A 14481-nucleotide genomic window follows, 5' to 3' on the forward strand; every position below is an offset into this window, starting at 1 on the left:
ATTATTTTTTACGCATGTAAACGCTAATTGGCACACCTTTAAAGTCATACAACTCACGTAATTTGTTTTCTAAATAACGCTTGTATCCTTCACGCACGTATTGTGGTAAGTTACAGAAAAAAGCAAATTGCGGTTGTGGTGTTGGCAATTGCATTACGTATTTAATTTTAACAAATTTACCTTTATAAGCTGGTGGTGGATAATTATCTATGATAGGTAATAAAGTCTCATTAAGCTCGCTAGTTTTGATACGCTTAGATCGGTTTTGGTACACCTCAACAGCGGTTTCAATAGCTTTATAAATACGTTGCTTAGTTAATACCGAAATAAATACAATTGGCACATCAGTAAAAGGCTCTAATTGTGTTTTGATGTATTTTTCAAATTCGATAGTTGACTTGTGGTCTTTTTCTACTAAATCCCATTTATTTATTAGCACTACAATACCTTTTCTGTTACGTTGTGCTAACCAAAATATATTTTGTACTTGTCCATCAAATCCTCTGGTAGCATCAACTACTAAAAGACAAACGTCAGAATGCTCAATAGCACGTACGCTTCGCATTACAGAGTAAAACTCTAAGTCTTCTTTTACTTTAGATTTTTTTCTAATTCCAGCAGTATCTACTAGATTAAATTCAAATCCAAAACGGTTATATTTTGTATCAATAGAGTCTCTGGTTGTACCAGCTATATCTGTAACAATATATCTATCTTCACCAATTAAGGCGTTTATAAACGATGACTTTCCAGCATTAGGACGACCAACTACTGCAAAACGTGGTATAGCATCTACTTCCTCTTCCTCCTCTTCTACTTCTGGTAATGCTGCTACTAAAGCATCTAATAAATCTCCAGTACCACTTCCGTTAATACTAGCAATAGTGTGGTATTCTCCAAGTCCTAAGTTATAAAACTCGACAGCATCTTCTTCACGCTTACCATTATCTACTTTATTAACTACTAAAAAGACAGGTTTTGTAACTTTACGCAGTAATCTTGCAACATCCTCATCCATTCCTGTTACACCATCTTCCACATTTACCATAAAAATAATGGCATCTGCTTCTTCAATAGCTAAAACAACTTGTTTATCGATTTCTGCTTCAAAAACATCATCACTTCCTTTTACATATCCTCCTGTATCGATTAACGAAAATTCTTTTCCGTTCCAATCACTTTTACCATAATGTCTATCTCTTGTAACACCACTAACAGCATCCACAATTGCCTCACGACGTTGAATTAAACGATTAAAAAAAGTTGATTTACCAACATTTGGTCTTCCTACAATAGCTACTATATTACCCATATCTTTGTTTTTTTATGCATTACATATCCTGTAAGCGAGTGCAAAGGTAGTGTTTAGTTTGAGAAAAAATAGTATTTTACTTTCATTATGAGATAATTATGAACGAAAATTTAAATGAAGTCGTGCTGCGTCCACGATTTAAGATAGAATTAAATAAATCACATACGTCTGTTTTAGAAGCTTTTGAAGCTAAACGACTGGACCAGAAGCAATTTATAGTCTCCAGAGTGGATGATCATGTGTTTATTAAATTACCAAAAGCGCAACAACAATTTTGGTCACCACAATTACATTTAGAGATAAATGATCTAGAAAACAACAAAAGTCAATTGTATGGGCTTTTTGGTCCCAATCCTACAGTTTGGACATTATTTATGTTTTTACATTTTTTAGTTGCTGGATTATTTATAGCATTTTGTATTTGGGCTTACTCCAATTATGCCTTAAAAGTAGACTATCAATTACAAGTTTGGGGACTAATTGGTATGGTTATACTATGGTTTATATTGTATTTTTCTGGACGTTTAAGTAAAACGTCTAACCAAAAAGAAATGACAGCACTTTACACGTTTATGAGTAGTGTTTTAGATGAATAAAAAAAGCTTCAGTTTACACTGAAGCTTTTTTAAAAATTCGATTATATCTTAAATATCTTATTGTTGATTTTCGTAAAATGATACTGTACCACTATCCTCGTTAGAGACTATCAATAGGTCTTTTCCCGTTGGGCTATCTGCTGCAGGAATAGCTAGCAAGCCTTCTGGAGCCTCGTCTCCAGTATGTGATAAAATGGATAAAAACACAGGTGCATTTGGATTAGTAATATCATACACCATAATTTGGTCTGTACGCTCTAAGCCAACAAATAAAATATAACGTTGGTTACCAATATTTAAAACATCAACACTTTCTGGTTCTGCACCTTTATCATCGCTTCGTTTATCCTCATCATTAAAGGTTGCTGGAGTAGCTGCTAAGGTTTGCGTTGCAATACTATTACCACTATCATACACTAAAGCACCATTTGCACTCCAGATAGAAAACGAACGTGCACCATAACTATACAAATAGTCATAATCACCATCGTTATCAATATCGCCTTCAGACAACATCACGTTTAATCGTCCTAAATTAGCTTCGTTTTGATAATCCTCTGACACTGGGAACATAGTCGCATCTAAAGTTAAATCTTTAACTCTGTCAATGTCAATATAACCAGGAGTACCTTCATATTCTCTTGCATCACCTTCATTAGCAGAAATCACATAATCTGTTCCGTTTATTCTAACAGATACAATAGCATCTGGTTGGTACAAGCCTCTAACTGGCCAATTTTTAAGTTGGGTTACGCCATCCTCATTACTAGCATCCAAACTATTTTGAGGTAACATGTGGTCTTTATAACCTAAAGGAAAAATAGCTTCAATGGTTTTTGTTAGCAGGTTAATTTTTGCAATTCCGTTATTTTCTTGAAGCGATACCCAAGCTGTCTGCGAGTCTTCTGACACTGTAATATATTCTGGCTCAACGTCTTTTGCTAGATCTGCATTTAATCCTGTTACTCTAAAGTGATTGGCTTCCAAAGCAGCCTCTTGGCTATTAAAACTTGTAAAATCTAATGTGGTAACTGTATTATTATTTAAATCGATAATACTTACGGTTCCCATTGGATCGTTGGTATAATCTGCATTTGGCTCGCCTTCATTAGCTGATAAAATAAAATTACCATCTTTAGAAAATGTAACCATATCTGGTAACGCACCAACTGTATAAGTATTATTTAAAGACGCATCTACAGTATTATACACTCTTATTTGTCCTGGATTTTGTTTAATTGAAGCTTCAACAGCTACTGCTAACTTACCATCAAAAACTGCTACACTATTAGGTGCACCAAAACCATTTAAGCTAATGGATGCTTCTTGCATTGGTAGTTCTAAATCTGTAAGGTTGTAAATAGAAATCTCATTACTTTCAGCATTAGTAACAAACAACTTTTTTGTTGTTTTATCATATGCAGAAATTTCGGCAGCAGCCTCACCTCCAACATTAATTGTGGTTTTATAAGTAAAATTAACTGCTGTATTTACTGTTGGTAAATCTACTGAAGCGTCATCATCGTTTGCACAATGGAATAATGTTAAGGCTGAAAATAATAGTACTGACTTTTTTAAATGTTTCATTTTTAGTTGGTTTTTTTATAAACCATAAAAGTGAAACATCAAGTTTAACCTAAAGTTAAGTCAAAGCAACGATTACATTAAAATATGCTACTGATTGTAACCAAAACGTTTTAACTGACGTTGGTTGCTTCTCCAATTTTTATTAACTTTTACATAAAGCTCTAAGTGAATTTGCTTACCAAAGAATTTTTCTAGATCCTTTCTAGCCTCTACACCTACACGTTTTAAAGCAGTTCCTTTATGTCCAATAATAATCCCTTTTTGGGTTTCGCGCTCGACCATAATTACAGATCTTACTCTAATTATTTGGTCTTCTTCAAAAAACTCTTCCGTATCAATCTCTACTGCATAAGGGATTTCCTTTTTATAATGCATTAAGATTTTTTCACGAATGGTTTCGTTTATAAAAAAGCGTTCTGGCTTGTCTGTTAATTGATCCTTTGGATAAAAAGCTGGTGATTCTGGCAATAATTCGATAATACGGTCAAAAACTTCTTTTACATTAAACCCTTCTAAAGCCGAAATAGCAATAATCTCTGCATTTGGCACTTTAGTAGCCCAAGATTGTACTTGCTCTTCTAACTGCTCTTGATTAGATTTATCAATTTTGTTTAAAAGTAATAAAACAGGGATTTTAGCATTGGTAATTTTATTAAAAAACGCTTCGTCTTTTAATTCTTTTTCACCAATTTCTACCATATAAATAAGGATATCTGCATCATCAAAAGCGGACTTAACAAAATCCATCATAGAGGCTTGCAGCTCGTAAGCTGGTTTAATTATTCCTGGTGTATCACTTAGTATTACCTGAAAATCTTCACCATTAACAATCCCTAAAATCCTGTGTCTTGTGGTTTGTGCCTTAGAGGTAATTATAGACAATTTTTCGCCTACAAAGGCATTCATAAGTGTTGACTTACCTACGTTTGGATTACCAATAATATTTACAAAACCTGCTTTATGTGCCATCTTAATCTTATTTAATAGACCGCAAAGTTACGACCTTGGTTTGTTTATTCCTCTATCATACATCACAATACTTCCTGCAACAGATACATTTAAGCTTAATTGCGACTTAAATTTAACCAAAAAATGGCTTTTATCTATCGCTTGTTTAGATAATCCATGATCCTCTGCACCTAATAAATAGACACAACGTCTAGGATGATGGAAGGTTTCTAGATCTACAGCTGTATCATCCAGCTCCACACCTACTAATCGCGCACCTTTTGGGATGTTATCATAAAAATCCTGAAAGGTATCATAATGAAAATATGGCATAGACTTGACCGCATTATGCGTATCGCAAGCTTGTTTAGCATACCTATTACCAATTGTAAAAATATAGCTTGCACCTAAATTTTGTGCAGTACGCCAAAGGACACCTAGGTTTTCTGGTGTTTTTCCGTTTTGGATACCTATACCAAAATATTCGTTTTCAAAATTATCTACCATGTTACAAAAGTAAAATTTTTAAGTACATTTTAAACACTTCGTCATATATATCCAACATGGAAGCTATCATAAAATTTTACTAATTAACTGAAAGGTCTTGTTTTTAAAACGACAAAAATTGTAATTTCATCTAAAAATTAACCAATGACCATTTTAAGACCTGTTATTATACTACTATTATTAGTCCTAAACACGTCCTGTAAAGAACGTAATATTAGTAATACCGCAACAGTCATAGATAGTACAACAGTAACAACGACTACCCTTAGTAAAGCGCAGCAAATTATAAATAAAACTATTTTGGCTCATGGTGGCGACTTATACCAAACTGCACATTATGCGTTTACTTTTAGAGACAAGCAGTATCAATTTAAAAATGAAGACTCTAATTATAAGTATAATAAAACGTATATAAAGGACAACGATACGATCCAAGATATATTGACTAACACTACATTTTCAAGACTTTTAAATAACAAAGCAGTTACACTAACGGAAAAGGAAATTGTGGATGGCTCAGGAGCGATAAACTCGGTTATTTATTTTGCTATGTTACCTTACAAATTAAATGATCCCGCTGTTAACGCTAGTTATATTGAAGCTACTACTATAAAAAACAAAGACTATGCAGTTATACAAATTACTTTTAATGAAGCAGGTGGTGGACAAGACTTTGACGACCAGTTTTATTATTGGATAAATAAGGACACTAATAAAATTGACTATTTAGCTTACAGTTATCATGTCAATGAAGGTGGTGTAAGATTTAGAAGCGCTTATAACAGTCGTGTTATTGATGGCATAACGTTTCAGGATTATATAAATTACAAAGCAGATGTTGGTACTGCATTACAAACGCTACCTACATTATATGAAGCTGATGTGCTTGAAAAACTTTCAGAAATAAAAACCGAGAACATAATTAATTTAAACAAAAACTAAAATGAAAAAATTACTATTTATTATCGCAGTTGTATTAACAGGAACGACTGTCAATGCACAAGAGTTTGCTAAAATGGACAAAAGCCCAATGGATCGTGCCTATTATCCAGAAAATGCACCAAAACGAGCGTTTGAAAAAGATGAAGCTAAGCAAGCCGCAATGGAGCCACAAATTAGAGTAACTTACTCTAGACCTGCAAAAAAAGGGAGAGACATTTTTGGAGGTTTATTAAAATTTGGAGAAGCATGGCGAGTTGGTGCTAATGAGTCTACTGAGATATTATTTTTAAACGATGTTACTGTTGGCGGAAAAACGGTAAAAGCTGGAAGATATTCTATAATAATCATCCCTACTGCTAACGAGTGGACACTTAAACTAAATACTGGTTTAGATGGTTGGGGAAATTACGGTTATGACGAAAGTAACGATGTTGCTAGTGTAAGCGTAGCTGTTACTGAAAGTGATACCGAAATTGAAAACCTGTCTATCGCGTTATACGAAGCATCTAAAAACACAGTACACTTAAAAATTGGATGGGATACTACTGTTGTAGAGTTTCCTATTACTTTAAAATAAGACTTAATTGCTAAAAAAAGCCTCGCAAATTGTGAGGCTTTTTTTTGTTTAAACACTATTTATATTCTGTTTAATATTATACTACAGTTACTTTTTAAACATATAATCTTGCCATTTTACCAATACATACTTCTCTATTCCGCTCTCCTTTTTTTCATAAAACCAAACTCGTAAACAAACAAATACACCACGTCTTTATTGTTTTTCCAGTAATGGGTAAAAAAATTGGGATCAAAACCTAAATCCAATAATACGTTAGTTCTAACTGTAACTTTTCCTGCTTTGTTATAAATTTTTAAAATACGTCTATTTAGCTTTAATTGTTTGTCTACACGACTATAAAATTTAGGTGTAACCTCTAACATTTTATTATAATGAAAAGAGCTTTTGCAATAAGCATCACAAAATTTTTTATCCGATCGTCCTGACACCTCTTTATTACAAGACAGACATGTTTTGCTTTTTTCCATAATACAGAATATACAGCAGTTATTTATACGTTTATTAAACGTTTAATATACAACTATTTACATAAATAAAAGTAATATTGGCTATGGAACTAAAAAAACATATTACACTAAAACATCTTTTAATAGATAATAAAAAATTTATTGGACTACAATTTTACTCTGATAAGGTATTAAATTCTTTAATAAAAGAATTACCAGATTTACAATGGACAGACGAGTTTAATATGCATTATATTGAAAACACAACAAATAACTTAAGTGCAATATTTGATTTATTTAGAGGTGTTGCCTGGATTAATGGAAAATACTTCTTTCAGACTACCAAATCCAAACAATTGGATGAAGAATTTAATGTAGAATGGTACAGAAAACGAGATTTACCCAAAAATTTAAAATCGTGTCCAGAGTCTTATTTTCAAAAATTAGAATTAAAAAGATACGCTAATAACACAGTAAAATCCTACGTATCTTGCTTTGAAAGATTTATAAACTACCATAAAAACAAAGATATAGATAGCTTAAATGAAGTAGACATACGCAACTACATACAAGTGTTAATACAGAGCAAGCACTCCAACTCCTACATTAATCAAGCTATTAATAGTATAAAGTTTTATTACGAAGTTGTTTTAGGCATGCCAAACCGTTTTTATGCAATTGAAAGACCAAGGAAAGAAGCCAAATTACCAATTGTATTATCCAAAATAGAAGTATTAAAAATCATTGAATCCACCAACAACTTAAAACACAAATGTATTGTAAGCTTACTCTATTCGGCTGGATTACGTCGAAGCGAATTATTAAGTTTAAAACCAAAAGACATTGATAGCAAGCGTATGGTAATAAAAGTATTAGGATCCAAAGGAAATAAAGATCGCTACACGTTATTATCCCATAGCATATTACAAGATTTAAGACAATATTTTAAGCAATACCAACCAAAAGATTATTTATTTGAAGGCGTAAGAGGTCAAAAATATAATGCAAATAGTGTTTATAAAATTGTAAGTAATGCAGGTGTAAAAGCAGGAATAAAAGTTAAAGTTTCTCCGCATGTGTTAAGACATAGTTTTGCAACGCACCTCCTGGAATCTGGTACAGATTTAAGATACATACAGATACTACTTGGCCATAACTCGTCAAAAACCACAGAAATTTACACTCATGTTGCCACAAATACTTTTAACTTAATAAAAAATCCGTTAGATTTGTAGGTATATATAATAGGAATAAACTCCCTTGGGAGTTTATTCAATTGTTGCCTACAATTGCAGAGCTCATCTCAAAACGTGTAATACCGAATATAAAAACCACTGATTTTAAGCTAGCTTTATTAGTCTTTAGCTAACATAAAGCACACAGTTAACCAATTCAGAATTTTAGCCTGATAATGTAAAAAATACGATCTTCCGATATTCACTCAGACGCAACAACGACGCAAACCGAATTAGCTTGTTTCTCAATAAAAAAAGTAAAAATTAAAAACTGTAGGCAACACCGCATATAAAAAATTGTTTACTTTAGTGTCTAGATTATGGAAGTTGTTTATTTACTCACTGCTGAAATTCCTTCGGAATTTCATTGCTTGTAAACACAACTTTCCATATCCAACAACGTTGTGCTTCATTGAAAAAAGAAATGAACTGGAATCAATTAAAGAATAAGATTTATGCCTGGGATGGTGGTTGGCTGGACATATATGTTCACGATACTTCTTCCAAAGATTGGGAGAAATGGACTCAGCTTGTAAATCAAAATTTCAAAATTGATTGGTATAACGGTAAAACGGAAAAGGACGAATCTAAGATTGACTTTTCCGTAATCCTAGATTATTGGGGTGGTAATCATGACTTATGTTCGACTGCCAAAGTATTCATAGATAACAATATTCAGGTCAATGCCCACTTTTTTGATGACGAACAAATAGAAAATGATATTGACCCAAGAGAATTTAAGAGCATTGATGACCACAATAAACTCATTGAATTTCTGAAAAAACTTTCTAATAAATTGGAAAAGGAAGTAACCGTGACACCTGAAAATTGTCCAGAAATCGTGCTGATGAAAATTATGGGTGAATCAGTCGATATTAATGTAGAAAGTGAGCCTAGAAAATGGCCATTAAGAATAAAGAAATAAAAAACGAAAGCACAACAAGGTATATAGTGCATGGCTTCCTAACGTCAGCCACGACACCATATACAGACCGTTAGCCACAATTTGAAAAACAACATTGGGAGATTTAAATAACATAGAAACTTACTTAAAAGTATTTGTCGGAATAATCGGTGCAATTGCTACGTTTGGAAAATTACGAGAGAGTTTTGCGTCAATTAAAAGAAAACAAGAACTGAAACTCGATTTGGAGATTTTGGAGAAATTAAAATCTAATGACAAATTTGAAATTTCGGAAATTGAAGAAAAAATAAACTATAAACTGAAAAAGGCGTTTGAAGACCGAACTGAAAATCTGACAAACTTTTTTGTTGGAATTGCTGTATTCGTAGGTTTTGGATTTTGGACTGTTGACATTTTCCAAAGTTCTGAAAGATTTAATGGTTGGATAATTCTTACCTTACTTTGTTGTTTAACTGGACTGACTTTAATTTTTAGTAATGACAATAAAAAAGAAGAAAAAGGAATTTTCTATCAAATTGGATTTTATGACAAATCGAATTTTAGATTTGGAATTGTATTTACTCTTTTAACAGGAATTCTGACAGCAGTTTTGATTTGGAAACTTGATGGATTTTCCTTTTGGCAATTTCTAACAGGATTGTTTTTTATAATCGGAATTGGAAGTCTAATAAAAAATATAAAACGAATAAAAACTGTGGCTAACACCGTATAAAAATAATTGCGGTTTAGTGCTTAATCAAAGGTCGTTGCGTGTTTGTAACGTCTGAATTTCCTTCGGAAATTCCTCGCATACAAACCCGCAACTATTCTTATACAACAACGTTGTGCATAATGTATGAAAACAGAAATCATAATAAAAATTTGAAGAAAAAAGAAACATTTTGGCTAATTGGAACAATCCTCTTTGTGATTGTTTTCTTCTTTGGATCATCAGGATTTAAGAGTTTTGATTTAACTGGAAGTACTGATATAAATCTTCATGAAACATATTACGTTGTTCCTTCAATTCATGTTTTTATTTTAACAGCTACTCTGATTTTTTTTATGATTTACCTAATCCGAATGGTAAGACGGAATTTTAAAAACCTGACTGCAAATCTGATTTTTATGATTTCAAACATAAATTTGATTTTGATTTTCACATTTCTCATTATCCTTGCAAATGGAATGAGAGAAATCCCTGGAACGACAGAATATCCACCTTTGAGTGGAGGAATTATTGAAAATGCTGGAAACGGATGGAATGATGTTTATTATGTTTTATTAGGAATACAATTGATTTTAATAATTCTGCTAACATTAAGCGGAATAAAAACAGGACTGAATTATAAACGAGCGGAATAAAAAACACTATGCACAACAACGTATTATGCCAATAATACTCTGTATCTATTATTATCATTGACTTTATAAGAGGTATAACAAAAAAGGTACAACATAGGTACAACTTTTTGAACCTTATATCATACCCTTGTAAAATACTTTGCTAAAACAAAAAACCACTCCTTTTAAGAGTGGTTTTCTTGTGTCTATTTAGTAGTTTTTAACTTGCCGTACCAGAGCCTAAATAGATACTATTTGATACTTGACTACCATCTGCCGAAACAAACGCCATAAATAGCTCTACTGTGTCTCCTGCGTAGGTGTTTGGTATTGTTACTGTCTGTGCTCCAGCTGTTCTAACTGCACCATCAAGAATATAAATAGATTCTTTCTTAGATGGGTTGTAAACCAACACCATTGCTTTATCAGTTGCGCTTGCATTCCCTTCCGCTGAATTATCTCCCCAACTAAAATCAACTTGCCCTGCATTTGATAGGTCTGTAACGCCATTTAAAACGCCTGAGAGACTTCCTCTACTTAAAAGAGCGTTAGTATAGTCAACCGTAAAATTGGGTGCTGTACCGGTAATGGCATTATTTAGCAAATAAGACATCGCAGAGTTAAATTCTGTCCTCTTATTAGCGAAATTCTTGTAACCGACCTTTAAAAAAGCTTTATTCGGTTGAAGAAATTCCAACACGCTTGAAAATTTGGTTCTTTGATTTACTTGCCCTTCCGTTCTTGGATTCGCAACACTTGAAGGCTTGATTCTGATGTAATCAATACCTTTCCAATTACCACCGATAATGTTTCCAACTTTACCAGATAGTCCTCCTAAAATTCCTTGAGAGATTTTGCCCATAACATATGTAGATTTAAAAATTACTTATTCGAACCTGGTACGGACTTAATTCGGACATAACAATATTTTGGTTTTGACCTTTAAGCAAATATAAAATCTTCTGCAAGGCTTTTGCATCTTCTCGTTGCGATTGCCTTTGGTTGCCCTCTATTACTTTGCCCCTATATATTTTTAAAAGAAAAAATGAAAAAAAGAAAGCAATATAGAATTGTGGCGTGGGTAATGGCGACAAGGTTTTTGAGTAAAAGTTTTTCTTAGCAAAATGTAGCAAACTATTGACAATAGTATATTAGAAAAAGTTTTATCCAAAACCCGTAGGGCTTGACCTTTTCGGCATTGTGCGGTGGGCGAAGGAAGCCTCATATCTTTGATTTCTTTTTTATTATTTTTTGAAGCCTGAATTTAAATCGAAGACTATGGAAAATCCTTTTGAAATTATCAATCAAAGATTAGAACGTATTGAAACTTTACTTGAAAACATTTACAGAGCAAGTAATATAAACGAAACAGGAATTGCCACGACTCCAATTATGAATATAAAGCAAGTTGCAGCTTATTTAGACCTATCTGTATCGGCTTTATATAAAATGACAAGTACTAAAGAGATACCGCACGCAAAACGCGGTAAAAGGCTTTATTTCGATAAAAAAGATATAGATGCTTGGGTACTGGAAAACAAAGTAACAACTTCAAGTGATATTGAAAGAATGGCTACTGAGTATATTCTCAAAAACCCTGTTAAGTTTCCTTGATGTTCCGCTTTTCTGGGGAATTAACACTTAAAAAAATAGGTTTATTCCGAATTGAGCGTTGGGTGGTGCGTTTGTAAGTGTAGCGTTTTAAATAGTTGTTTGATAAAACAGCATTTAAATAAGCTACTCTTACAGGACTTATAGACGATAGCGTATTGCTTTTTTGAGGCACGATAAAAAGTAATGTGCTATGGCGTATGACTTCATTTTATAGACCTATTTTTTTATATCCTATTACTTGGGTGGTGGGGAAAAGTGGACAATTAATGTGCTTAACGAAATGAGACAAATAAAGACTTGAGCTAAGGAATACTTGGACTTAGTGATGGTTTTGTGCAGTTTGAATGAGTTAAGTGCTTTAATTGATATATTTATCAATCATATGACCGTGTTTAAAGGTTTGAATTTCTTTAATAGTGTTTGATTTAGCGTCATAATGAACTTCAACGAAAAACATATTTATAGCGTAAAGGTTTATCCTTAAAGACTCCATTATTACTGAATCTAAATATATACCGAACTCCCATAGATATGTAAATCGTGATTGTTCCTCCAAGGAATTAAATTCGTATAACGTCATTTTGTTGTGACAATAAATTATTTAAATCGTTTAAAGTTATCGGTGTAGATTCGAAAACCATATCTAAATCATTGTTTTGATACAAAATAAAACTAATATGATTATTTGAGTAACTAATAATTAAATGGTCATTTTCAAACTGTAACATATAACCGTCCAATGATTTTGTTGAAAATGCTAACTGTGAATATTTGCAAAAAGCATTAAAAGAATCTTTAGTGTTTTTAAATTCAAATCCGACACGCTTATTGTTGTCATTAATAGCATTAAATGAAAATGATATTATTTCTGGATTAACCTCTAAACACACTGAAGCTTCTGATTCAGATGTACATTGAACGTTTTGACCTGTAACTAAATAGCTTATACACAGTAGAAATAAAGTTAAATGCAGAGTTTTCATCTTAAGCAAGATATTAAATATTTTGATTATAACGGATGTTAATCTAATTCGGATGTGCGCGTTGGCTGAGCGGATATTTTACATAATAGCAGTTATAGCTACAAAATGCATTATAACTGCGTAGCAAACCTATTAAAGCGCCGTTTGCTACTATAACTTCTATTATGTAAACATAGCTTAGGGTTGTTTTTATGGCGCTGTAATTGTTTGAGCGTTGGCAATAGCTCTTTACTTTTTTAGGTACGAAGAAAAAGTAATGTGCTATTATAGCTTTGATACAATTACCGTGACATAAAAACAACAATGCGGTGGCGAGCGGAACACAATAAAATACAGAGGATTTTGAGGTACGAAAAAACTGAATTTTATTGTGTGGGGACTTATTAACGAAGATGGTCTTTTAATTCCTCTTCAATATCCTCACTTAAAATAATTCCATTTATGATTTTATCATATTCATCGTCAGATATTTCACCTCTATAACTTATTTTCCCCGTTTGATAGAGTGATGTAAATTCTGTATAATTATATTCAATTTTAGAATTACAATTTATAAAAGTTGGTTTCTTTAAGAAATCATATGAATTATAATCGATTGAAGCAATTGTATCCTCAGAATATTTGTTCAATGAAACGTAGCGATAAACAGTCTGATATTGAGAAGTACAACAAGTAAAAACAAGAATAGAATTATCTATATTTTTAATTATTATAAAATTATGTGGATCACTTGTATTAATCTTGTCAGAAGTAAAATAAAATACAGATTTCTCTTTAATCAATGCAGAATTGAGTAAACTCGAAGGTAAATCCATAAAATACTATGAGTGGCAATACTGTGGATGAAATTCCTTGTGATAATCTTTTAAAACTTCTAATTCTTCAGATGTATTTATAAAAAGATTAGTAGAATCATCGACGTTTTCGAAGAATAAATTCATATCTATTTTAAAACGTGAATTACGGTTTTTCTTTAGACTTTCTTCGTACATTTTCCACTCTGGAAATGAATGAGAAAACTCTGAAATTTGCGACCAATTCATTGATGAATAAGTATCGTAAACTTTATTTAATATTTCTATTTCTTTTTTTGAAAATACTTTAGGCTGAAACTCTTGTAATGATTGAATAGAATAATTACTATTTCTATTAATAAAACTATTACGATAATCAAGTTCTTCAGAAGATAAATGAGAACTTTTAATTAAATCTAAAGAACAAGATGCTACCGGACCATTTTTTAAAGCAAAATAATAATCTCCTGTAATAGTTCTACCGTGATTCCTTAGATGTAGTCTATCGGATAACCAAATTAATTTAATTGCTTTTGTGTGGTTTATTATACCACCCTCAAGTAATGCAAATAAATTTAAAGCTTGAACAGCTTTTTTGTAGTTAAATGTTTTCATAGTGTTCTAAAACGTGGCAAAGATAGTATAATTTACAATATAACATTGATAAATCAAAATATATACAAAAATCC

The 14481-nt window shown here is 32.1% G+C and carries 17 protein-coding genes; 8 read left to right on the plus strand and 9 right to left on the minus strand.

Annotated features, from left to right (window positions below; translation table 11 throughout):
* Position 1: 1 nt before the first annotated feature.
* Positions 2-1312, minus strand: a complete 1311-nt coding sequence (gene der, locus AC0L3M_RS08635; protein WP_145002996.1) for a ribosome biogenesis GTPase Der — start codon at positions 1310-1312, stop codon at positions 2-4.
* A gap of 98 nt (positions 1313-1410) precedes the next feature.
* Here der and AC0L3M_RS08640 point away from each other — a divergent pair, with 98 nt between their 5' ends.
* Positions 1411-1908, plus strand: a complete 498-nt coding sequence (locus tag AC0L3M_RS08640; protein ID WP_292950083.1) for a GTP-binding protein — start codon at positions 1411-1413, stop codon at positions 1906-1908.
* Between the two features lie 57 nt (positions 1909-1965).
* On the opposite strand, the gene AC0L3M_RS08645 is transcribed toward AC0L3M_RS08640, so the two are convergent.
* From AC0L3M_RS08645 to AC0L3M_RS08655, 3 genes are all read right to left on the minus strand, one after another.
* Complete coding sequence (locus AC0L3M_RS08645; protein WP_473430460.1) at positions 1966-3495, minus strand: choice-of-anchor I family protein; 1530 nt, start codon at positions 3493-3495, stop codon at positions 1966-1968.
* 87 nt (positions 3496-3582) lie between these two features.
* Positions 3583-4464: a GTPase Era gene (era, locus tag AC0L3M_RS08650; RefSeq protein ID WP_473430461.1), complete on the minus strand. Its 882-nt coding sequence runs from the start codon at positions 4462-4464 to the stop codon at positions 3583-3585.
* A 27-nt stretch (positions 4465-4491) separates the two neighbouring features.
* Entirely contained in the window at positions 4492-4950 is a 459-nt protein-coding gene (locus tag AC0L3M_RS08655) for an RNA methyltransferase (RefSeq protein WP_292950088.1), read from the minus strand.
* Positions 4951-5094: 144 nt separating this feature from the next.
* On the opposite strand from AC0L3M_RS08655, the gene AC0L3M_RS08660 reads away from it, so the two are divergent.
* The gene (locus AC0L3M_RS08660; protein ID WP_473430462.1) at positions 5095-5892 is read left to right on the plus strand and encodes a DUF6503 family protein; all 798 of its coding nucleotides are present in this window, start codon (positions 5095-5097) and stop codon (positions 5890-5892) included.
* A 1-nt stretch (position 5893) separates the two neighbouring features.
* Positions 5894-6469: a DUF2911 domain-containing protein gene (locus AC0L3M_RS08665; RefSeq protein WP_292950092.1), complete on the plus strand. Its 576-nt coding sequence runs from the start codon at positions 5894-5896 to the stop codon at positions 6467-6469.
* A gap of 134 nt (positions 6470-6603) precedes the next feature.
* Here AC0L3M_RS08665 and AC0L3M_RS08670 read toward each other — a convergent pair whose 3' ends face one another.
* Positions 6604-6939 (minus strand): hypothetical protein, encoded by a 336-nt coding sequence (locus tag AC0L3M_RS08670; protein ID WP_473430463.1) that lies wholly within the window; start codon positions 6937-6939, stop codon positions 6604-6606.
* A gap of 83 nt (positions 6940-7022) precedes the next feature.
* Between AC0L3M_RS08670 and xerA the strand changes: the two genes are divergently transcribed.
* The 4 genes from xerA to AC0L3M_RS08690 all read left to right on the plus strand — a co-directional run bounded on the left by xerA (position 7023) and on the right by AC0L3M_RS08690 (position 10422).
* On the plus strand, positions 7023-8153 hold the full coding sequence (xerA, locus tag AC0L3M_RS08675) for a site-specific tyrosine recombinase/integron integrase (RefSeq protein ID WP_473430464.1): 1131 nt from the start codon (positions 7023-7025) through the stop codon (positions 8151-8153).
* A 412-nt stretch (positions 8154-8565) separates the two neighbouring features.
* A complete protein-coding gene (locus AC0L3M_RS08680) occupies positions 8566-9078 on the plus strand; it encodes a hypothetical protein (RefSeq protein ID WP_473430465.1) in 513 nt (170 codons plus the stop codon).
* 94 nt (positions 9079-9172) lie between these two features.
* Entirely contained in the window at positions 9173-9790 is a 618-nt protein-coding gene (locus tag AC0L3M_RS08685; RefSeq protein WP_473430466.1) for a hypothetical protein, read from the plus strand.
* A 149-nt stretch (positions 9791-9939) separates the two neighbouring features.
* Positions 9940-10422, plus strand: coding sequence for a hypothetical protein (locus tag AC0L3M_RS08690; protein WP_473430467.1), 483 nt, complete (start codon positions 9940-9942; stop codon positions 10420-10422).
* A gap of 199 nt (positions 10423-10621) precedes the next feature.
* Here AC0L3M_RS08690 and AC0L3M_RS08695 read toward each other — a convergent pair whose 3' ends face one another.
* The gene (locus AC0L3M_RS08695) at positions 10622-11263 is read right to left on the minus strand and encodes a DUF6266 family protein (protein WP_327018845.1); all 642 of its coding nucleotides are present in this window, start codon (positions 11261-11263) and stop codon (positions 10622-10624) included.
* 416 nt (positions 11264-11679) lie between these two features.
* On the opposite strand from AC0L3M_RS08695, the gene AC0L3M_RS08700 reads away from it, so the two are divergent.
* Positions 11680-12015 (plus strand): helix-turn-helix domain-containing protein, encoded by a 336-nt coding sequence (locus AC0L3M_RS08700; RefSeq protein ID WP_473430468.1) that lies wholly within the window; start codon positions 11680-11682, stop codon positions 12013-12015.
* Between the two features lie 560 nt (positions 12016-12575).
* On the opposite strand, the gene AC0L3M_RS08705 is transcribed toward AC0L3M_RS08700, so the two are convergent.
* The 3 genes from AC0L3M_RS08705 to AC0L3M_RS08715 all read right to left on the minus strand — a co-directional run bounded on the left by AC0L3M_RS08705 (position 12576) and on the right by AC0L3M_RS08715 (position 14407).
* Positions 12576-12998: a hypothetical protein gene (locus AC0L3M_RS08705; RefSeq protein ID WP_473430469.1), complete on the minus strand. Its 423-nt coding sequence runs from the start codon at positions 12996-12998 to the stop codon at positions 12576-12578.
* A 383-nt stretch (positions 12999-13381) separates the two neighbouring features.
* Complete coding sequence (locus AC0L3M_RS08710; protein WP_473430470.1) at positions 13382-13813, minus strand: hypothetical protein; 432 nt, start codon at positions 13811-13813, stop codon at positions 13382-13384.
* 6 nt (positions 13814-13819) lie between these two features.
* On the minus strand, positions 13820-14407 hold the full coding sequence (locus tag AC0L3M_RS08715; protein WP_473430471.1) for a Panacea domain-containing protein: 588 nt from the start codon (positions 14405-14407) through the stop codon (positions 13820-13822).
* Positions 14408-14481: the final 74 nt, after the last annotated feature.

The organism is Olleya sp. KJ81-1 (genome assembly GCF_055808135.1).